Origin of the sequence: Rhizobium sp. BK312 (assembly GCF_014193605.1) — a bacterium.
In the GTDB taxonomy this organism is placed as follows: Bacteria; Pseudomonadota; Alphaproteobacteria; order Rhizobiales; family Rhizobiaceae; genus Rhizobium.
Map to the genome: position 1 here is coordinate 41,087 of NZ_JACHZP010000018.1, position 19,904 is coordinate 60,990.

Annotated in this window: 17 protein-coding genes and 4 pseudogenes; 12 read left to right on the forward strand and 9 right to left on the reverse strand. The window is 55.4% G+C overall.

The annotated features are described in order from the left end of the window. Positions 1–93 precede the first annotated feature (93 nt). The 8 genes from FHT85_RS31070 (at position 94) to FHT85_RS29970 (ending at position 3,707) form a co-directional block, all read left to right on the forward strand. Entirely contained in the window at positions 94–276 is a 183-nt protein-coding gene (locus FHT85_RS31070; protein WP_409527364.1) for a hypothetical protein, read from the forward strand. Then, a complete protein-coding gene (locus FHT85_RS31075) occupies positions 273–551 on the forward strand; it encodes a MarR family transcriptional regulator (RefSeq protein ID WP_409527365.1) in 279 nt (92 codons plus the stop codon). Before FHT85_RS31070 ends, FHT85_RS31075 begins: the two co-directional genes overlap by 4 nt. 40 nt (positions 552–591) lie before the next feature. Continuing rightward, complete coding sequence (locus tag FHT85_RS29945; protein WP_034513032.1) at positions 592–1,014, forward strand: MarR family winged helix-turn-helix transcriptional regulator; 423 nt, start codon at positions 592–594, stop codon at positions 1,012–1,014. A gap of 71 nt (positions 1,015–1,085) precedes the next feature. Next, on the forward strand, positions 1,086–1,355 hold the full coding sequence (locus FHT85_RS29950; RefSeq protein WP_112339629.1) for a hypothetical protein: 270 nt from the start codon (positions 1,086–1,088) through the stop codon (positions 1,353–1,355). Positions 1,356–1,587: 232 nt separating this feature from the next. Then, positions 1,588–2,109, forward strand: coding sequence for a DUF4142 domain-containing protein (locus FHT85_RS29955; RefSeq protein WP_034513030.1), 522 nt, complete (start codon positions 1,588–1,590; stop codon positions 2,107–2,109). A 5-nt stretch (positions 2,110–2,114) separates the two neighbouring features. Then, positions 2,115–2,447 (forward strand): amicyanin, encoded by a 333-nt coding sequence (locus tag FHT85_RS29960; protein WP_183775092.1) that lies wholly within the window; start codon positions 2,115–2,117, stop codon positions 2,445–2,447. Between the two features lie 40 nt (positions 2,448–2,487). Next, positions 2,488–3,231 carry an RNA polymerase sigma factor gene (locus tag FHT85_RS29965; RefSeq protein ID WP_112401240.1) on the forward strand — a complete coding sequence of 248 codons (744 nt, stop codon included), beginning with the start codon at positions 2,488–2,490 and terminating at the stop codon, positions 3,229–3,231. Positions 3,232–3,380: 149 nt separating this feature from the next. Beyond that, positions 3,381–3,707, forward strand: a complete 327-nt coding sequence (locus tag FHT85_RS29970) for a DUF488 domain-containing protein (protein WP_312861380.1) — start codon at positions 3,381–3,383, stop codon at positions 3,705–3,707. A 75-nt stretch (positions 3,708–3,782) separates the two neighbouring features. Here the strand turns inward: FHT85_RS29970 and FHT85_RS30775 are convergent, their stop codons facing one another. Further along, positions 3,783–4,058, reverse strand: coding sequence for a DUF6522 family protein (locus FHT85_RS30775; RefSeq protein WP_112401239.1), 276 nt, complete (start codon positions 4,056–4,058; stop codon positions 3,783–3,785). A 230-nt stretch (positions 4,059–4,288) separates the two neighbouring features. On the opposite strand from FHT85_RS30775, the gene metB reads away from it, so the two are divergent. Continuing rightward, entirely contained in the window at positions 4,289–5,446 is a 1,158-nt protein-coding gene (gene metB / locus FHT85_RS29975) for a cystathionine gamma-synthase (RefSeq protein ID WP_312861379.1), read from the forward strand. Between the two features lie 52 nt (positions 5,447–5,498). On the opposite strand, the pseudogene FHT85_RS29980 reads toward metB, so the two are convergent. The 3 genes and pseudogenes from FHT85_RS29980 to FHT85_RS29990 all read right to left on the reverse strand — a co-directional run. Then, a pseudogene (locus tag FHT85_RS29980) lies at positions 5,499–5,942 on the reverse strand (HPP family protein); the annotation flags it as partial. Positions 5,943–6,129: 187 nt separating this feature from the next. Next, positions 6,130–6,281: pseudogene (locus FHT85_RS29985) on the reverse strand (IS5/IS1182 family transposase); the annotation flags it as partial. 572 nt (positions 6,282–6,853) lie between these two features. Further along, positions 6,854–7,186, reverse strand: coding sequence for a DHCW motif cupin fold protein (locus FHT85_RS29990; protein WP_112339761.1), 333 nt, complete (start codon positions 7,184–7,186; stop codon positions 6,854–6,856). A 1,031-nt stretch (positions 7,187–8,217) separates the two neighbouring features. Between FHT85_RS29990 and FHT85_RS29995 the strand changes: the two genes are divergently transcribed. Further along, complete coding sequence (locus FHT85_RS29995; RefSeq protein ID WP_312861381.1) at positions 8,218–8,553, forward strand: plasmid pRiA4b ORF-3 family protein; 336 nt, start codon at positions 8,218–8,220, stop codon at positions 8,551–8,553. Between the two features lie 440 nt (positions 8,554–8,993). After that, entirely contained in the window at positions 8,994–9,314 is a 321-nt protein-coding gene (locus tag FHT85_RS30000) for a DUF982 domain-containing protein (protein WP_162701063.1), read from the forward strand. A 326-nt stretch (positions 9,315–9,640) separates the two neighbouring features. On the opposite strand, the pseudogene istA reads toward FHT85_RS30000, so the two are convergent. The 4 genes and pseudogenes from istA to FHT85_RS30020 all read right to left on the reverse strand — a co-directional run bounded on the left by istA (position 9,641) and on the right by FHT85_RS30020 (position 15,639). Next, positions 9,641–11,202: pseudogene (istA, locus tag FHT85_RS30005) on the reverse strand (IS21 family transposase). A 437-nt stretch (positions 11,203–11,639) separates the two neighbouring features. Then, positions 11,640–13,634 carry a glycosyltransferase gene (locus FHT85_RS30010; RefSeq protein ID WP_112401236.1) on the reverse strand — a complete coding sequence of 665 codons (1,995 nt, stop codon included), beginning with the start codon at positions 13,632–13,634 and terminating at the stop codon, positions 11,640–11,642. After that, complete coding sequence (locus tag FHT85_RS30015; protein ID WP_112401235.1) at positions 13,616–14,848, reverse strand: HlyD family secretion protein; 1,233 nt, start codon at positions 14,846–14,848, stop codon at positions 13,616–13,618. Before FHT85_RS30015 ends, FHT85_RS30010 begins: the two co-directional genes overlap by 19 nt. Positions 14,849–15,129: 281 nt before the next feature. Continuing rightward, on the reverse strand, positions 15,130–15,639 hold the full coding sequence (locus tag FHT85_RS30020) for a MucR family transcriptional regulator (RefSeq protein WP_246780158.1): 510 nt from the start codon (positions 15,637–15,639) through the stop codon (positions 15,130–15,132). A 636-nt stretch (positions 15,640–16,275) separates the two neighbouring features. Here FHT85_RS30020 and FHT85_RS30025 point away from each other — a divergent pair. Beyond that, positions 16,276–17,922: a putative bifunctional diguanylate cyclase/phosphodiesterase gene (locus tag FHT85_RS30025; RefSeq protein WP_112401234.1), complete on the forward strand. Its 1,647-nt coding sequence runs from the start codon at positions 16,276–16,278 to the stop codon at positions 17,920–17,922. A gap of 929 nt (positions 17,923–18,851) precedes the next feature. Here the strand turns inward: FHT85_RS30025 and FHT85_RS30030 are convergent. Further along, positions 18,852–19,058: pseudogene (locus FHT85_RS30030) on the reverse strand (type II toxin-antitoxin system ParD family antitoxin); the annotation flags it as partial. Between the last annotated feature and the right edge of the window lie 846 nt (positions 19,059–19,904).

The window sequence follows — 19,904 nt, forward strand, 5'->3', positions numbered from 1 at the left end:
CTGCTGTTCAACGCAGGCGCATTTTTTCATCGCTTCCCCGATATGTCGTGATACGATATAAATCAACATCTTTGTGACTGATGGAGTTGCAGCATGACCACGAAAACACATGAGGATGCCCTTTCGCCGGGAGATTATGAGGCCCTTGCGAACCTGCGCTATGCACTGCGAAAATTTACGGAGTTCAGTAACGCGGAAGTGTCGAATCTCGGCCTGACGCCACAGCAACATCAGGCGCTGCTTGCGATCAAAGGGCTACCACCTGAAAAGAGATGACCGTCGGAATGCTCGCCGATCGGCTGCTGATTGCGCCGCATTCAGCAACGGAACTTGTGAGCAGGCTCGCCGAGGCGGGCTATATTGAGCGCATATCGAGCAAGGCCGATAGCCGCTGGCAGATCGTACGATTGATGGACAAGGCCGAACGCATTCTGGCAAAGCTCAGCGGAGCGCATCTGCACGAAATCAGGGAAATGGCTCCGGAGCTGATGCAAGCACTGCGTATCCTCCAGGATCGACGCAAGCTGGAGAAAATCGCCTGGATGGCATAGATGTGGTTGGCTAGAGCGACGCAATACTGAGATCGTGAAGATGACGAAAGAAACGTTGAGTGGCAGTGATTATGAAGCGTTGGCCAATTTACGCTATACGCTGCGCAGATTTATGGATTTCAGCACATCGGCTGCCCAGGAAGAAGGACTTCCCAGCCAGCAGCACCAGGCCTTGCTCGCGATCAAGGCGCAGCCCGTCAATGATGCTATGACCATCGGATTGCTGGCGAACCGTCTACTGATTGCACCCCACACGGCGACCGAGCTCGTTGGACGATTGAGCGCCGCCGATTTGGTGACACGACACTCGGACCCGCAGGACAAACGGCGACAGACATTGACGTTGACCGCGAAGGCAGACGACGTCCTGCTGCGGCTCAGCGCTGTGCACCTCAAGGAAATACGGGAAATGGCACCCGAACTCATCATGATCCTGCAACGCCTGCAGGCCAAAATCGCCTGACGACGACGATTTCATCGTGGTATTGCAATATATCGCAATACGATATATTTTCGACTCGGGAGGATAGTTTGATGGCAGCGTCGACCGTCGAAACGAAGACTGATTTAGAGTTGTTTGCCGAGCGCTTGTCGCGTGGCGGCAAACTTAAGCACCCACCCCAGCATTCACCGACCGCGGACGAGCTCGCCGAACTCAAAAAAACACTCTATATGCGGCTACAAGCCGGTCCCATGGACCTCAAGCTTCTCGCTTTGGAATGGCAATACGACATCGCGCTTTTGCTCGATCACATGCGCCATTGGATGTATACGGTCGACCGCGATTTCAATCGCGATCCATAACGGCATGGATACGCGTAGAAGGCGCAACTGTGTTTTCCGGAGTGGCGACCGCAAGCCGCCGCGAATGATCGCAACATTGCCGTCGGAGTCTATTCGCAAACATTCGCGATTTTTTCGGGAACCTTTTTCTCCAAACTCCATCCAATAACTGGCTTCAGCTCGAAGCTAGGGATCGATGGCGTGTCTTGGGTCCGTTGACCGCTCTGGATCGCATGACAATAGGAGAAAAACCATGTTCAAAAACATTCTCGCCGCGACGTTCCTGCTCGGCCTCGCCGGCACCGCGGCGATCGCCGCTGACGCCAAAATCTCCGATCCGCAGATCGCTCATATCGCCTATACGGCGGGCCAAATCGATGTGAAGGCTGCCGAACAGGCTCTGAAGAAGAGCAAGAACACGGACGTGATCGAATTCGCCAAGACCATGGAGCGTGACCACAAGGCGGTTAACGACCAGGCACTGGCTCTGGTCAAAAAGCTCAAGGTTACGCCAGAAGACAATCAGATCAGCAAGTCGCTGAACGCTCAAGCGACCAAGGAATTAGCCAAACTCGGCGCCCTCGACGGATCTGCCTTCGACAAGGCCTATATCGACAATGAAGTCGCCTATCACAAGGCTGTCAACAGCACGCTCGCCGATCAACTGATCCCATCGGCCAAGAATGCGCAGCTCAAGTCGCTGTTGGAAACTGGCCTTACACTGTTCAAGGAACATCAAATGCATGCGGAGCATCTTGCCGCGATGATGAAGTAGGGCCGATGGCGGGCGGGGTGACTGCGAAGCTTCTGCCCGCCGTTGTCGCCGGGTTGCTTCTGACGGCGATCGGCACGGGGGCGCCGTCGGCCGAATACCAAATTGTCGTCGCGAACATGAAGTTCGGCTCGCTGCCCAACTCATTACGCGTGGGCGACGTGATCGTCTGGCGCAACGATGATATATTCCGCCATACTGCGACCGCGCGCGATGCTAGCTTCGATATCGATCTGCCGGCCAAGTCGCAGGCGCGTATGACGATCAAGCAGGTGGGAGCTGTTGAGTTTTACTGCCGCTTTCATCCGATGATGACCGGAAAACTGAGTATTCTGCCGTGAGCCACCATTCGATCTGGCCAGAGGTAGAGAGGAGCCGCGAATGATCGCCATCCCCGTCGCAGCCAAGCGACAGTGGCCTGATCTTTCTGCCTGTTCGGAAACCGAACTCGTCACTCGCGCCAGGGCGAGCGATGAGCAAGCCGTCAGGGTAATCATCCAGCGCAACAATCAGCGCCTGTTTCGGGCAGTTCGCTCCGTCGTCGGTAACGACGCAGAGGCGGAAGACATTGTGCAGGCAACCTATGTGCAAGCGTTCATCAACCTGTCCGCTTTCCGCGGCGATTCAAGACTATCAACCTGGCTGACAAGGATTGCGCTCAACGAAGCGCTCGGCCGCGTGCGTCGACGGCGCGATTTTACCGGGCTTGAGGACATCGACATGCAAAACAAGATGTTGGGTGGCGGGATATTGCACTTCCCCTCCTCGCTGTCATCGGTCGATCCGGAGGCAGAACTGGCGCGAAATCAGACCAGGCATCTATTGGAACTTGCGGTCGATGCGCTGCCGGACGAATTCCGCACGGTCTTCATTCTGCGCGAGGTGGAGGGTTTGAGCACGGAAGAGACGGCGTCGCTCCTCGGCATCAAGCCGGAGACTATCAAGACGCGGCTGCACCGGGCTCGCAAAATGATGCGGCTTTCGATCGAAAACCAGTTCGCCGGTACATTCTCTTCCCTTTTTCCCTTCGATGGGACCCGCTGCGTCGATATGGCGGACCGAGTGGCTGCTACACTCGAGAAAGCGCGCGTCGACAAATCGGCTCCGGTCGCTCGGTCACCATGAAGCGTACTCAGCTGTTGCTGCCCAGTTCATACGTCCCGCTTGCGGGTTTTCGAGCCAAACAGCCTCTATTTGAATGCCGCCAACAGACCACGACTTGGGAGTACCCACGAAAGACGCTAGATTGAAACATGACCATACATATAAAATGAATTTATGAGCCTGCAAACGAAGGTGACGGCGCGCGGATTCTTGTCGACCGGTTATGGCCTCGCGGCGTCAGCAAGAGTGAAGCTCGTATAGACCTCTGGCTGAAGGACATCGCCCCGAGCACAGGCCTGCGGCGCTGGTTCGGTCACGACCCGAACAAATGGAGCGAATTCCGTCGCCGCTACCAGGATGAGCTCAAGAGGAACGCCAAGGTGGTGGACGAGATCAAAGAGAAGATCGGCCAATCGACGGCGACGCTTCTTTACGGAGCGAAAGATGTCGAGCACAATCACGCCATCGTCCTCATGGATTTCATCACCAGGCAGTGAGTCGAGATGGTGTTCGTCCGCGACGACGTGCTTGAACGGAATGTCTGGACGGTCACGACGAAAGCCGCGCCAGCATCAAGATGAGGGCGGTCGCGCACTGCTGCGAAGGAAAGTCATCTCCTCGTGCCGGATCTGGTTCTCATCGTCTAGAACGACCCGCCATAGCCTATTGCCAAATCGCAGGGACAGGCGCCTCGTGCCTTCATTGTCCGCTGTGCCCACCTCTACTGAGGACGTAATCGAGCCTCGCTGCATATGGCCGCGAAAGTCGCTCAGTGACAGACCGAACCGATCGGCAATCTCCGAGGAGTCTACGATAAAGTCTCCATTTTGCGCGCGCTGGACAAACATCGTTGGCCCTCTTTTCCCTCGGACGTGAAAACGTTATTCAGCGATAATAGAGAATGATCAATCATTGTCATTCTTAAAATAGAAATTATAGTTGCAACAAGGGCGCGATCTGCGATGGAGGCGCTGACACGGTCAGCAATATCTCCTTCGCGCAGCTTGCGACCCATGAATCGAGCGGCGATGCGCAACGTCGCAAGCGCCAATTCCAATTCGTGAAAGGCAATTCACCGGTGTCGATCAATAAGGACTTCAGAACGATTGCGGCGGCAAATGGGATAGCAGACGACACCGCTTATGGTGCCGTCACCCCACCCCTTTACCTTTCAAGCAACTTCGCCTTTCGGAAGTTCGAGCAAGCACAAGCCTATGAATATTCCAGAACGTCCAATCCGACCCGCGATCTGTTGGCCGATACACTGGCAAAGCTCGAAGGTGGCGCTGGAGCCGTGGTGACCTCGTCCGGGATGGCCGCCGTCAATCTTGTGCTCAGCCTTCTGAAACCTGGTGATCGGGTGATTGCCCCGCATGACTGCTACGGCGGGACCTATCGGCTATTGGCCGCCTTGCGAGACAAAGGGCATTTTCACGTCGAATTCGTCGATCAAGGCAACCAGGAAGCCCTAGCCTCAGCCTTGACCCGAGGCGCGACACTCGTCTTTGTCGAAACGCCGAGCAACCCGCTCATGCGCATCGTCGACATCAACGCCATTGCCCGACAGACGAAATCGGCGCAGGCACGCCTGGTGGTCGACAATACCTTTCTGTCGCCTGCGCTTCAGCGCCCGATCGCTCTTGGCGCCGACTTCGTCATCCATTCGACGACGAAGTATCTGAACGGCCATTCCGATGTCGTTGGTGGCGCCGTCGTCGGAGCAAACGCGAATGACGTGGAAGAACTGAAAGCATGGGCGAATATAATCGGCGTCACGGGATCGCCATTCGATTCCTATCTCACTCTGCGCGGCATCCGGAGCCTTTTCGCCCGGATCGAACGACAGCAGACGACGGCCATGGCCGTCGCTCGCTTTCTTTCGCAGCATCGGCAGGTCGGTGTGGTCCACTATCCCGGCCTGCCGACCCACCCCGGACATGAGCTTGCGGCACGGCAGCAATCCGGCTTCGGAGCCATGTTGAGTTTCGAACTTAAGGGGGGGCTTGAGGCAGTCCGCTATTTCGTAGCGGGGCTGAGAATCTTCACTCTTGCCGAATCCCTGGGCGGCGTTGAAAGCCTCGTTGCCCATCCCGCCAGCATGACCCATGTCGGCATGGGTGCCGAGGCTCGCCACGCTGCCGGCATAAAGGAAGGGTTGCTGAGGGTCTCGGTTGGCCTGGAGGCCGAAGAAGATCTTCTATCGGATCTCGCCACCAGCCTGGCGAAAATTGAGTAATCTGCCAGTCATCTGCGCTTGAGGAATCCGCCTCGTACGCTCCGCGCCCATTTCAAGCAACACTGACGGACGCAGCGTCCTTGTTCAGCAGAAGCCGTGCCATTGCACTCAACAGGTCCGTCTGTGATATCAAACCGAGGATTTGCCGGTCGACATCCACGACGATCACGGCATGCGTGCGCCCATCCGTCAGAACAGGCAATAGCGACAAAGCGGGATCCCCGGCATCCGCGATGGCGGGCCGCGAGAGCGCCTGCGCGATGGTGTCATTGCTTTCCGACAGCTCGCGCAAACCGACCGTTCCAAGCAGCCGGCCCTCTGGGTCCTTCACCGGTAGCGTGCGGATATTATGCTTCAGCAGGAGCTGCCGTGCATGATCCGGCTCGGCATCCCAGTCAATGCCGATGACATCGCGCGACATGACGTCGGCGCAGCGAATGTCTCCATGCGAGCGCACCACCGCCTGCTGTTCGACCTGCCGCAACAACCGGCTGAGTGTGAGTCATCTCCGAACTGTAACCCCACCCATAGTTCCAGATAACCGTCTGATAAAAATAGACATTTTTGATTTGAGTGGGTTCCCGATCTGCGCCGATTGAGACCCCGGTGATTTCGAGATGCTCTTGTTATTTTCAATGGTGTAGAAAATAACGCCATGGGGTCCCGCTTCGGTGCTGCTTTACAAGCCGACCATCCGCCCGCATGGAAGCGATGTGGTCGTCACTCTGGCATGCGGCTTGGGCATTGGGCCCTTCCACCGCCTTCGAGCCGGTGGAATGACGACCCTTGCGCCTGCGCTGTGACGGAGAACTGCGTCGTAGGTTGGAGTGCCATCAGAGGGCGAAGGTGAGTTCAGCCGCGCTCGACTGAAACGAGTATTCTCATACTTGCCGGTTGAGGCTTTCAAACGACCACCGAAAACAACGACCGTCGGTAGAACGCTTCAATCTCGCGCTCAAACCGCTCGAAAGCGTCACAGATCCACGGTTCGTAAGCCTTGAGACCGTCGCCGTTGCCGAGCGGGCGAGGTGATCCAAGAATCCTGGAAAGCCGCAAGTCTATAAATCGCATGGTCTTTTACCAACACGGAGCTGAAGACTCCATAACACCATCTCCTTGCCAGCTGTCCATGCATTAGAATCTCGAAAACTAAAGGACCCGCCCAGTGTTGCAAATTTAGCAGTCCGCAATTGCAGCACGTTTGCCGCACAGAATTGCACCGTCGGATCCCTGCTTCCGCAACGCGAGTTACGCTTCAGTAACGATGTCATCCGGCCCAGATCGAGTCTTCGCGACCAGATCAAGTGTTCAGTATTTGCTCGGACCTTGGATCTTCAGCCTGGATCGCCCACCACCTTTAACTCATGGTGTATTGGCCCGCATTCCGGCATCTGCTCGTCGCGACGGTCAGTCTACGATGAACAATTTCGCGCCGGTACTGGTGAAGGATCGGTGGGCAGCATCACCAAAATCAGAGACCTGGTAACTCATGCCCGGCTTCAGCTTGAACTTCCGACCATCCTGGAGCTCGGTTTCGAGCTCGCCTTCCAGGACAAGGAGAACGTGGCCGCGATCGCACCAATGATCGGCGAGGTATCCGGCTGAGTATTCGACCATGCGCACCCGCAGGTCGCCGATGTTAACCGTGCGCCATGTGGCGCTTCCGATCTCTCCTTCATGCACGGTGGGAGCCACCTCGCTCCAGTCCGTGATTGTGAAAGGACAGGCGGGAATTTTCATGCGTGCAACTCCTTGTGCTTCACTGGCCGACGAGATATCGGCCAGGGCCAAATTGATTGGTAATAATCGTGCTAGATTGGCGATTTTCTTGCCACGATACGGCGCACCATCTTGCCGGACGAAGCACTCTCGAACTGTTCGTCAAGCAGGACCGTGGCAGCATCCAGCGCGCCCCGCACCAGATCGTCGTCGAAGTATGCATAAAGGCGTCAGAACAAGATTAGTGCGAAATCGTACGTTTAGATGAAAAAACGATGCTCGAGCGATATTCGTTCTCAAAATTCGGCGCTTATGGCGCAAATTTCAATCAAGTCTGACGTTCGGCGCGGAGCCGTAAAGTACGGAAAATATGCGCAATTTCGGCTAGCGTACGATTTCGCACTAATCTTGTTCTGGACCCCTTTTCTTGGAACCTTCTCCATTGCTGGCATCACCACGCCGAGCCCGTTAGCAAGTACCCGTTCGTCCAGTCCACATCGGGACCGCATTCGTCTTCCATTCTGAGAGTAATTGGTTCGGCACACGCTGGCGCCCGCAATGTCATCGTCGACAATCGATGTACTGCCGATTATCTCCGACGCGATTGCCCTTCGACCACTTGATGGCAAACGATCATTGTCGAACTGCATAGTATCCTTCCAACCGGGCATCTCGGCGCGACACGCCGTTGGCGACCATGCTGCCGACATTGATGGACTCCTGCCCGGTTTGGCGGCCGGGCAGGAGAGAAAGGCCGAGGCGGATGGTCTCGCCACACTGCCTTCCGTCCGGATTTCTGGTCGAGCTATATAGATGTAAAATGCGCCAACCGAGTCGACAAGCGAAAGCAATCGGTTGGAGGCTACAACGCGCCGCGATACTACGCCTCAACCGTTCCGAGAGCAATGGCTTATCGAGAGACCAGCACTAAAGCCCAGCACTTCTGCGGCTGCCGCCCGTTATGCGCGAAGTCATTTGATTCGCTGAACGTGTGATCGTGCGCACTTCTCTCAAACGCGCGCAAAGCAACACTTCTTTCCGCCATCGAAGATATAGGTGCGAGATCGTTCAAGTATCTCTATGACTTCGGCGATGGCTGGACGCACACCGTCAAGATCGAAAAGACTTTTCCAGTTGTTTCCGACTTCAATGATCCAGTCCGCCTCGACGTGACCGGGCGATGCCCTCACGAAGACGTCGGTGGCTCTTGGGGATACAAGGAATTCCGCGAGGCGCTCGCCAACAAAACTCACGAGCGCCACGATGAGCTTCTCGAATGGTGGAGCAACGCAGACTACGATCCAACCGCAGTCAATGCCGCCACCCTTCGCAAAAGCGTCGATACGCTAGCCGCCAACTGGAAACGCAAATCACGCAAAAAGGCCTGAACTTGCGGTCTTCCGCGAATGCCTCCGTCGGCTGCCGTGCATGCGCTGTTGAGAACGCTGGACAGCATCGCGTTGTGATTATCAAATAGACAGCGCCGTGGTCGGCTTCTCCAGAAGAATCTTCACTGGCGCATGGTGCTATCGATGCCCGTTTTCAGCTACCACGACAGGCAACCGCGCCGTCGGTCTCGGCCAGTGCGAGTAATCTAGTTACTATAAATATTTTATCGCAATCGAATTGGCCAGTTTAATGCTATGCTTAGAAAACTGCCGAGTTCTCCCCTGTGGGTACCTAAGCCGGCATACTTCGCCTATGCGTGATTGGCTTGGCTATTCCGTGCATGCCTTCGTGGCTCTTACATGCCTCGCTTCTCGCTAAGATGGCAGGCGACAAAAAAACTTTCAGCAACATAAATGTCCGATTTTTGGGAGGAAAGCCTATGAAGGTTCACCAACGAAAGAATTTGTTAGAAGCAACGCTCCATCATTCCCTGCTTTGTGTTACCGGGACACACTGCCGTCAACGGATGTTTGCGCCGGTAAAGATCGCAAGTCGCCTGACGGGTACGCATCAAATCATAGACAGTGTCGAGGGATTTTCCGAATATCTGACAGAAGAGCCCTCACCAAGGCAAACCGAAGTATATGAGAAAGCACTTCAGGTCTGTATCGATGGGTTGTGTGATCGTATTTCGCCGCAATCAGTACGAGAGGCGCTGGTGTGGATGGCAACTGCGGAAGGGATAAGCATCATCGCATAAAGGTGGGCCGTCACCGATCAGATTTTGTAGCAAGACCACGTCGGATCTAAGAAGACGGGATTTTGGTTGCGAAACAACATCATCGTGAAGCGATGTTACCTTGCTAAAGACAATGTTTTGGACGGGATCATTTCCTCGCTTCGCCTAACAGCGTGCTTCGGTCTGAACTGATGGGGTTGCATCGCCGTCTCGGCTGAATGCGTCGTCCACATTGAAGGCTCGTGCTGCGTAGCTCTATCATGCGGCTACTGTTGTAGACCGCGAAGACAACCATGCACCCGGCAGTGCTGTTTCAAAGAAGATTCCAGTTGACGTCCCAGCTGCGATTAGACAACCCTGACCTTGCCCCCAAGTTTTATCCAGTTTTGAGTTCGCTCCAGCGGTTTTTTGGCGTGATGGATCGGTTCATGCGACGCCGCACCATTTGAGGCAGCCGTTCGGTCAAGGTGATTGTCGAGGATGGAGCGCACCGAGCCATAGGTCTTGCCCCGATCTCCAACGCGCGGCTGCAGGCGGCATTGACCCTGTCGCGGCCAAAGCTCTTGTTGAGGCGGATGATGCCGAGACAGGCTCGAAAGCCCTGCTCGGGATGCGGCCTGTCGGCAAGAATGCGCTCGCACAACAGCGCAACATCCGGCCCCATCGCAGAGGCTTCGCGTTGAATCCGTTCGATCGTCCAGTCGGCAAGGCGGCGATGCGCCGACGGCATATGATCGGGGATCGTCGTATGCTTGCCGTTGCCGCTGGAGCGGCGATGAGCGGCAATTCGCTCGCCTTTGTGGAATATCTCGATCGTATTGGCGGTGATGCGAGCCTCGACCTGCTCACGGGCGAAGCGATAGGGGACAGAATAGTAATGCCGCTCGATCTCGACGTGATAGTCCAACCCCGCACGCCGGATACGCCATTCCGCAAAAACATAGCGCTCCACCGGCAACGGTCGCAAAGCCGGCCGGTCGAGCTCGTCGAATAATTGGCGGCGGGTAACGCCGACACGGCGCAGGACGCGCTTGTCGTTGAGATCATGAAGCAAGTCGGCAATCGCCGCATTGACCTCTGCCAGGCTATAGAAGATGCGATGGCGAAGGCGACCCAGCAGCCATCGCTCGACGATACGAACCGCAGCTTCCACTTTCGCCTTGTCGCGGGGACGTCTCGGTCGCGTCGGCAGGACGGCGCTCCCGTAGTGGCCCGCCATCGCACAATACGTCCGGTTGACCTGGGGATCGAAGTGACACGCCTTGATGATCGCCACCTTGGCATTGTCGGGAACCGGCAAGGCTGGCGCTCCGCCAAAAAACTCCAGCGCCTGGATATGGCATTCGATCCAGTCAGGAAGCGTCTCGCTCCAGCGCGCATGAGCGTATGACAGGCTCGACGCGCCCATAACCGCCACGAACAGGTGTGCCTGCCGTGTCTTGCCGGACAGCCGATCAACGATGACGGTGACCGTGTCGCCGGCGTAGTCGACGAACAGATTGTCGCCGGCCGCATGATCCTGCCGCATCGTCACCGGCAGCTTCAGCGCCCAGCCGCGATAGGGGTCACAGTAGCGACTGTAGCGATATCCATCAGGATGACGGCTGATGTATTCGTCCCAGAGGATCTGCAACGTCACATGCTTGCGCTTCAGCTCGCGATGGACGTGCGCCCAGTCCGGCTCAGGGGCGCGACGCTGCCCCGACTTTGTCCCGGCCACTTTGTAAAGCGCCGCTTCCAGAACTGCGTCGCTGACGTCGTCACCCAGAGGCCACGTCAGCCCGGCAACTGCCGCACGCCGTAGCGTCTCGCGCACCGTTGAGGGCGCGGCCCCAACCCGCACCGCAATCGACTTGTGGCCAAGTCCTTGCTCGAAGCGATATCTCAATATCTCGCGGACATGCCGCATCTCCAGTCTCTCCGCAGGCATCCTGTTCCTTCCTCGTCACAGTCGAAGGAAGAAACTTCACACCAGCAGAACACCCACGCCAGATGCCTTCCAAAGGGGGCGGCATCATCTCGGAATCAGGGGGCGGGTTGCCTCGGAATTTGCATCCAAAGCCATCCGCTTGTCCACCCCCTTGAGGAAATGGCTTCTAGCCAACGGACCGGTTCGTCGCAGATCCAATTGGGTGTGCTCGCCGCTGTTGTGTTTCGGCCGAGAAGGAGGGGTAGGCCATGAGATTGCACATTTGAAAATGCGGGATTGGACTCTTCCGTTAGAGAGCCATAAACTCGCCCCGAGCTGAGGTCCGATCTGGTACGCAGGTTGTCCTTCTTTCTTCCTATCTCGAACAAAATTCGTCCGAGCTAGCGAGGACCATCCGATCCAATGCAGATATGTCGTTAAAATGTGCGCGTCCGGCCGAAGGAGCGCAGTAGAAGATTGACCGAGACGGCGACCTTGTCCAGGTCGCCAATATCTTGTGAATAGCCTCCAGTATAAAGCTTTACGATCATTTGGTCTCGGATAGCGCCGTCGAGGTTGAAATGAAGGTGAAGATAATAGGCTTGCCGATCGCCGCCTCGGCTCACGCTCCTGCGCCGCTGAGTGACCTGTTTCAATTCGGCTTCGAAGGGTGCAAAGCCCTGAAGGTGCAGTATGACCGATTTTGACTCGAAGCGTGAATCCACCGCAACCGCGACAACGGCCTTATCGAGCGCCAAACTGACTAATCGGCCGGGGATGTCATCCACCGACGCCGGTTCGTCCAATCTGAACGCGTGAAATAAGCGCTGCGGTTTCTCGAAGCAAATGAGAGAGGCGATGACCAAGACGATAATGTTGATGCCGGCCCAGAAAGCAGCGATCGGCGAAAATTGTGCCTGAATCTGTGTTGTCTCGGGGACAATATCGATGAGCAGCCCAAGCGCGGTGATCGCAATCAAGGTCGCGATCCAGGCAAACGTATATTTGTCGAATTGGTTTGTCTGATTGCCGCTGCCTTTCGGCGTCACTCTGAAAGGCTTGCCGAACGGTCTGATCAGGCTCGACACCACGGTCGGCAGCATTCGAAACGTCGCAAAGGTTCCAACAGCACTCGAGATAATGGGCAGATATCGTGTCGGCGTTATCCAAAGCATCAAACAGAAATAGGCGGTCAGCAGAGGGACCTGATATGAGATGTAGTCGGCGGTATCAGTGAAATAAAGCGGCAAAAGTCCGAACCAGAGATAGGCCATCGGAATGACCAGGATCATCAGACGAACCGGATACTGGACAATCCATGAAACCGGCAGGAACATGATTCGCTGAAACAGAGATAATCCTGGGCCGCGCAACGGGCCATTGTGCAAGTAAAGCGTCTGGATGCCACCCTGGCACCAACGTTCTCGTTGAACGAAATAGCCGATTAGATTTTCCGCGGCGAGCCCCATCGACAGCCGCTCGTTCAAGTAGCGCGTCTTATAGCCTTTGTTGAGCATGGAGAGCGTCGTTAGCAAATCCTCTGTGACAGACTCTGTCGGAAATCCACCGATCGCGTCGATCGCCTTGCGCCGGGCGATCGAGCAGGAACCGCAGCAGAAGCTGACATCCCATCCGTCGCGGCTGGGCGCAATCTCATCGAAAAACAGACGCTGCTCGTCTGGCCATGTGTTCGCTAGCCCGAGATTCGTCTGGACGGGGTCGGCATTGAAAAAGTGCTGGGGGGTCTGGACGATACCTATGCTTTCATCGGAAAAGAACGGCAGCGTACGGCGAAGAAAATGCCGGTAGGGCACGAAATCGGCATCGAAAACGGCAATGAATTCGCCCGAGCTGACTTGTAGGCCATTATTCATGTTCCCGGCCTTGGCGTGAGCATTGTCGCTGCGCGTAACATGGACAGCGTCCTTCTCTTCGCAGAAGGTTTTCAGCCAGTCGCGGCGCTGGTCGTCGAGGACATAAACCTTGAGCTGGTCTTTCGGGTAATCGAGTGCGAGCGCGCCGACGATTGTTCGCTCCAGGACGTCGAGCGGCTCATTGTAGGTGGGTATGAAGACATCTACCGTCGGCAGTTCGCGCTCGTCACGCGAAAAAAAGGTCCTACCAAGCTTGCTCGTTTCAAAGCTCCGATCGACGTGGCGGCTCATGAGGATGAGGAACAGCACGACGTCGGAAAATGCGAGGAACTCCACGATAAAGACGAGCCAGACCCAATAGAAATTGACGCCGCCGTAGGGATAGGGAAGAACGGTTTGCGTGAAACGCCACATCATATAGCGCAATGCGACGGCCGCGACGAACCCGCAGGTGACTGTCCTCGTCCAGCTATGATGGCGCGACCAATTGAATGGTCCCAGGAGAAAGAACGCCACCACGAGAAAGGTCGGAGCAAGGGCTAGAAGATACTGAACCACAGGTTTTTGACCCAATTCGAAAGAGCGAATCCGCGTTTCGGAAAGCGGACCTGGACCGAACGTCCCACTTGGCAGAAATTGCCGAAGTCACTGTTCATAACGGAGGGCTCGAGACGAACCTTGATGTGGGCATTGCGTTGTGATGTAACCGGCAGGCTGGCCGCAAATGAATCGGTTTCCGGCGTTGCCGAGCTGCCTTTTACGGAAACGACCGAACCTTTGAAAACGTCGCTGCGGCCTAGCAGCCGGACCTGTGCGACCACTCCTGGATAGATTTCGTCATAATCGACTTCGGGGACAAGGATGTCGACGAAGAGCTCCCGGCAATCGAGAATTCGCATGAGCTCATTATTGAGCACGACATTGGAGCCATTGACGATGCTTCTGCTCCAAATGACTCCGTCGAACGGGGCGGTCGCGGTTGCGGATTCGAGGCTGCTCACGCGGATACCTTCTTCTTTCAATTGCTTTCCGACCTCTGTTGCCCGTGTCTCGTTCTCGGCTATGCGTGAATTGAGGTCGCCGATATGGACGATGACCTCATCCTGACGCTGGCGGGAATAGGGTACGTCGTTCTGTCCATCTCCGAACACGAAGATGCCCTGTCGAACGGCGTTCAGTCGTTGTTGCAATTGATCGACGGTCAGGTTGCTCACTTCGACCTCGCCTCCGGTCGCCGCGCCAGCGGCGCGTGCGGCATCCACCATCCGCTGAGTGAGAATACCCTTGGATTCCAGTTCCTTCCGGCGATTAAGATCGACCTGTGCGGCGAGATCTTGCGCCTGCGAAACTTCCACCCTCTTTCGTAGGATCTCGACTTCGCGCTCAAGGTTCGAAATCGTAGCCTGCTTGAAGATTTCCAGGCGATTTCCCAGTTGGTCGCGAAGCCGTGTGAGGTCGTCGCGTTCCTTTTTCAAGGCTGCTACTCGATCGAGGGCGGTATTGCGCTCGGCCTCAAGGGACGCCAGCACCGCGCGGTTCACGCGAGGATTGCTGATTTCGACGAGATTGTCGCCGGCTTTGACTGGAACGCCGACTTTCGCTGGCTCGCCGGAAATCACACCATCGATGGGAGCATTGAGGAGAGCCAGGCGCGCATTGACGGTGCCATCCCGGCTCGTATAGCCGGTGATTGCCGGTAGGGAGACGACAATTGCAAGCGCCAGCAGCAAGAGGCCGACGGTGACACGGGTAATGCGATGATTCCAAATCATGTCAGCTTATAAGCCACGGGTTAGCGGTGATCCGCCGACTAGTGCGATGGCCGCCTTAATCGGGTGTCATGCATCGATAAATGCAAACTATCTCTCGCGTACATCAGACCGTTAGTAATTATGGGCGACGGGTGGTCGATAATGTGCCTTGCGATGGAGTCAGGCCAATCGCGAGACGGCAAAAGCAAGCGGAGATGTCTGCGCCTCGTGTCGAACTGCGGGAGATAGCCGCGGATTTTCCATCGAAGCTCAATTCGGCGAAGTTGCGCCTGCGTCAGGCGTCATTCTGGCCGGCGCCTCCCCCCAAGGAGGTGGTTTCGCGCCAATTGAGACCGTTTTTCCGAATACGCCGCGGAAACCATTGGGTAGTCTTCGGGTAGGTGCCATTTTAATCGGTATTGAGCAGGGGTTAAATTATACTTGCTGGCGAGGTGGCGCTTCATCGACTTGAACCGTTCGCCGTCCTCTAAACAAATAATGAACGCGTCCGTGACTGACTTTTGGATGGAGACCCGGGGCTTCTGTTTTGCAAGCAATGTACCTAAACCCAATATATTCGAAATCTGAATATCTTCTAAGGCTCCATGAACACCGGCAATCAGATTCGCCAGTTCGGCGGTCTGCACAACATGCGTTTGCACGTACGCTGCAACAATGGAGGCAGTCAACTTGACAAGTTGAACACCGGGCGGCGATCTTTCTGGACGGGGCGCAACGAGTCTAAGATCGACGGGCAAACGCACATGAGACGAGCGCTTGTTCAATAGGCTTAAGTCCTCGCCGACCATCATACTTTCTCCTTGGGCGAAAGTGGGATGCTCTTCCAAGCGCCAGTGCCCTTGCATAACCGGCGACAGGTAAGAAGATACGCTTAATAATTGCAATGCGCAACAATGTTGGTTCTAGTCCTAAAAAGGGCAACCATGTTTTGCGGCATGATACGCGGATCACCCGATCTCGTTTCGGCGCAAGCTATTGGAAAGGCCAACGAAACGGCAATCGCAGATAAGCAGCGCAGATTGAACGTCAAGGTCGGAACTCTATTAGCGGGAGGCATCGGAGACGCACTTTCGCGGAACTCGGTTATTAAGAGCTCGTCTTAAGACGACGATGATCCTGGTCCCAAGTTATCTAGGTCGGGCTACCTGGCCCCAAAGATGCCATTGCACAACAAGGCAAAACACGTTGGTGCTCGGCGCATCGCATCCATCCCACATTTTGACTCGGCTCGCCATGTAACCTCGCACGTTCGGAACTTAAGGCGCTCGACCTCGCTACATCCGATGGCGACGTATCATGACGTAGTTTTGAACTATATTCGGATTTGCAATCCGAAACTGCTATTGAATAGGGCGAAACCACCTAAATTATGCTAGAGCAAGAACCCGCCGCAGACGGGCAATCGTTTGACCACGGGGGCGCTAGATATGGGGAAAAATCGTGCGGGTTGGCCGACCTTTGACAAAATCAAAGCGGAGACGTCGGTCTGTACAGATAAGCTTTTGGTTTTCGATCGCGACTTCAACCTAGTTGAAAATCCGTCGAACATAAATCTACCTGCCTCGGTCAAACCTAACAGATCTTTTTGGGAGCGTTTCCCTGGGCTAGATAGACAGAAAATCGAACTCGCTATGCGCTCCATCAGTGAAAATGCCCCGCCCCTTCGGATAACGCACGGTGTGGACGGAAGTGAGCTTTGCGACCTAGCGATCTATCGTATCGCAGATCGTATCGCCGTCATCGAGTCTGTGCGAAATCGTCATGATGTCGAGCGCGCAATACTTTTGCATCAAGCCACCCACGATGCGCTTACCAGGTTGCCCAACCGCCGCCAATTCGGCGCTGATCTAACTGCCTCGTTGCAGGAGATCGAGAGCTCTGAAGACATTCTCTCCTTGATGCAGCTCGACCTTGATGATTTCAAACCCGTGAATGATACCCTGGGCCATTCCGCTGGCGATAAGCTGCTTCAATTCGCTGCAAGTCGGATCAAAAGGTGCCTCGACAGCGACGACAGGGTCTATCGCTTAGCGGGCGATGAATTTATGATCATTTCGATGGGACCCGGTCACCCCGCCAAAGGGCAGCGGCTGGCTGAAGCTTTGATCAACGCCTTCAAGAGGCCCTTTACAATTGACAATATCGCGGTTTTCGTGGGTACCAGCATAGGGATATCCGTAGCTCCCCAGGACGGTACCAATCCTGAGCAGCTCATGAAGGCGTGCGATGTCGCACTTCATGCCGCAAAGAAAGATGGACGCGGTTGCGCAAGCGCGTTTGACCCTGCCTTGCTTGCAATCCTCGAACAAAAGGAATTGCTGCGCCGCAGCCTGCGAACAGCGTTGGAGCAGCAGCAGTTTTTCATCGAATACCAACCCCTTGCCGAAAGCGATCGAATTGTCGGATTTGAGGCGCTGCTGAGATGGCAACATCCTTTGTTAGGAAGAATTCCTCCTATCGCGTTTATTCCCATGGCCGAGGCCGACGGCATTATGTCCGAAATCGGGGAATGGGTTTTGGAATGTGCATGCCGCGAGGCGATGAGTTGGCCGAAAGATTATATTGTTGCGGTGAACATATCGGCCAGTGAATTCTTGACGAGCGGCCTCACCGACCGTGTTTCCCACACACTCGACCTGGTAGGATTTTCGCCCGATCGGCTGGAACTCGAGATCACCGAAACCGTACTACTGGAACGGACCGTCAATAACCTCGACACGCTCTACACGCTTAACGTGCTGGGCATTCGGATCTCGCTTGACGATTTCGGAACACAGTATTCTTCGCTGGGCTATCTCAAGACCTTCCCGTTCGATACGATTAAAATCGACAGGTATTTCATCATCGATCTAGTAGACGATTTGAAAAGCCAGGCGATTGTCCGTTGTGTCATCAACCTCGCTCACGATCTCAATATGCTCGTGATAGCCGAAGGCGTTGAGACACAGCAGCAGGCGGAATGGCTACAGAACGCTGGATGCGATCGACTCCAAGGCTATTTGATAAGTAGGCCCTTAGCAGTCGAGGCGATCAAAGAGTTCATCTCTCGGCCGCCTACGTTGCCGTTAGGCTAGCGGTGTTCTAGCGCGAGTTGCCGGCAATGTTTGAGATAGGCTTTATCATGGATCGACAGGAGATCGGTTATGCACGTCCAGTGGCAATCAACAATATTTGTCACATCAGACCATCGGACGCCGTGCGCCTTTTAAGCGCACGCAACTGATTTCGTCGCGGCGATAATCCGCACTACAGCCATTGCCGCTGTCGGCAGGCAATGGCAAAAAAGTGCGGAATGATTGCACAGAGATATTCGGCTGAAATGAGGGAATGCGGAGCTGCCAATCGCGATCTTGTCCACATGAACCAGAGAATGAAACATGCTCGGCGAAGGCGACTAGCGCGGACGCGTGGCACTGGCACTGGCACTGGAGGTACGCATTGCCTGCCACATCTTGGATTGGATCTCGGATATGGCAGTGCAACAACCATCAACGGGAGATTTCCGAAATGGCTCTTGAATCGATCGTACGGAGAGTGGCCGAACTGGAAGCACAGCGTGCTATCTTTAACGCACGTCTCGGCAATTACGAACATGCTAACTCCGCGTGCCATAAGGTCCTACTGGATACCCCTCGTCCCGCAGCGGTTGAAAATTGCCAACGATCACGAGATCACAAAACGCCTTGGCGACTGGCTGCGCCGGCAACTACCTGGCCTCGTCACGCGCTGCGGCGGCAAGGCTCTCTCGCCGAATTGCTCGGCACAGCGGTCTACATCAGACAGAGCATAAAGACGAAAAGGCATCACTCCAATCAGGAAGCTAACCTATGTTCATCGAGCGTCTCTGCATCGTACTGGTTGCGATTTTTCTAATCAGCGAAGCCCTACGGCTCGCTCTTCAGTTTGCCTGATATCTGAGGCTGGATTGCAACGCGCGATCAGGGGAGTGACTGCGGATTGTCCTTCGCGATGAGGTCGCCTATCTGCAGCATGGCTCGGCTCGTTCAGCATCGGCTATGCTACCCATAATCGACGCATCCAATGCAGCCAGTTTCGTTTCTCGATCTTGAATTAGGCGAATACCTTCCCGCAGAACCTCACTCTTCGAGCCGAAGCGGTCGGCATCGACAAACTGCTGAATGTAGGTTTGAAGCTGTTTATCCGGACCAGCGCTGCTCTCCTGTTGTTCCTGGCGGCGACAAAAAACCAGGCGCCGGAATAGATAATGGGTTGGCGCCTGGTGCAGAAGGAGTTTAGTGCGCTCATCAATATACTATACGTCGGCGTGATTGAGGAGTCCTCAACAAGCTCCACCTCTGGACCGGGGCTCTTTGAGCCCGCAGAAGTCGGGCATCAGGCCTCGGCCTCTCTCGCAAAGCCCTCTGTATGCTGCGCGGCGATGCTGTGGCATACCGCCGCCACATGCTTGCAATTGATGCTGACCGGGAACCGCATCGGCTGTTCAAGCGCCCCCCGTCACGGAGCGGGGAAATCGTCTGGCGATATGTCTTTCCGCCACTGCCCGCGAACCGATACCGTGAATCGCGGTCCGCCTGGCAAATGTGCGAAACTCGTCCACGCCGCGCATAGGAGATGCCGCGCTCCCGGGTGCGTGCGTCGAATAAGGATCGAAAGTGCCGTTCGGTCAAATCCATTGAGCACCAGGTCCCAAATCGCATCCGCCATTCTATTTTGTTGACGCCAACAATCCGGCGGGCACAAGCCGAAACCTGTTTTATCCCGGGATGAGACCCCTTACACTGCCCCCGCCGGTCATCTCGAGTACCTGCACGGTCATCGTGCCGGATGAGTAGGTGGGATTGCCCCACAAAATGACCGTCAACAAACGGCCGCGTCGCTCTGGGTCAGAATCTTGGTAACGGATACATTTGGGTAAGCACAAAGCTGCGACCTTGTCATAACGGAACTATCCGCCTGTGCCACGAGTTAATTTTCCACCGCCGCTCTCGCACCCTGTTAACGGCAAATTTATTTGCCTCGATGAAGCTTGTTCTCTCGTGATCTCGAAGTATTGGAGATAACTCGTTTGAATTCA

What these genes read in the sequence shown, in the direction of transcription:
- FHT85_RS30015 (WP_112401235.1), bottom strand. Translation starts at nt 14,848, where the DNA reads ATGATTTGGAATCATCGCATTACCCGTGTCACCGTCGGCCTCTTGCTG.
- FHT85_RS29950 (WP_112339629.1), top strand. Translation starts at nt 1,086, where the DNA reads ATGGCAGCGTCGACCGTCGAAACGAAGACTGATTTAGAGTTGTTTGCC.
- FHT85_RS30025 (WP_112401234.1), top strand. Translation starts at nt 16,276, where the DNA reads ATGGGGAAAAATCGTGCGGGTTGGCCGACCTTTGACAAAATCAAAGCG.
- FHT85_RS31070 (WP_409527364.1), top strand. Translation starts at nt 94, where the DNA reads ATGACCACGAAAACACATGAGGATGCCCTTTCGCCGGGAGATTATGAG.
- FHT85_RS30775 (WP_112401239.1), bottom strand. Translation starts at nt 4,058, where the DNA reads ATGTTTGTCCAGCGCGCGCAAAATGGAGACTTTATCGTAGACTCCTCG.
- FHT85_RS30000 (WP_162701063.1), top strand. Translation starts at nt 8,994, where the DNA reads ATGAAGGTTCACCAACGAAAGAATTTGTTAGAAGCAACGCTCCATCAT.
- FHT85_RS29965 (WP_112401240.1), top strand. Translation starts at nt 2,488, where the DNA reads ATGATCGCCATCCCCGTCGCAGCCAAGCGACAGTGGCCTGATCTTTCT.
- FHT85_RS31075 (WP_409527365.1), top strand. Translation starts at nt 273, where the DNA reads ATGACCGTCGGAATGCTCGCCGATCGGCTGCTGATTGCGCCGCATTCA.
- FHT85_RS29955 (WP_034513030.1), top strand. Translation starts at nt 1,588, where the DNA reads ATGTTCAAAAACATTCTCGCCGCGACGTTCCTGCTCGGCCTCGCCGGC.
- FHT85_RS29945 (WP_034513032.1), top strand. Translation starts at nt 592, where the DNA reads ATGACGAAAGAAACGTTGAGTGGCAGTGATTATGAAGCGTTGGCCAAT.
- FHT85_RS29990 (WP_112339761.1), bottom strand. Translation starts at nt 7,186, where the DNA reads ATGAAAATTCCCGCCTGTCCTTTCACAATCACGGACTGGAGCGAGGTG.
- FHT85_RS30020 (WP_246780158.1), bottom strand. Translation starts at nt 15,639, where the DNA reads ATGATGGTCGGCGAGGACTTAAGCCTATTGAACAAGCGCTCGTCTCAT.
- FHT85_RS29960 (WP_183775092.1), top strand. Translation starts at nt 2,115, where the DNA reads ATGGCGGGCGGGGTGACTGCGAAGCTTCTGCCCGCCGTTGTCGCCGGG.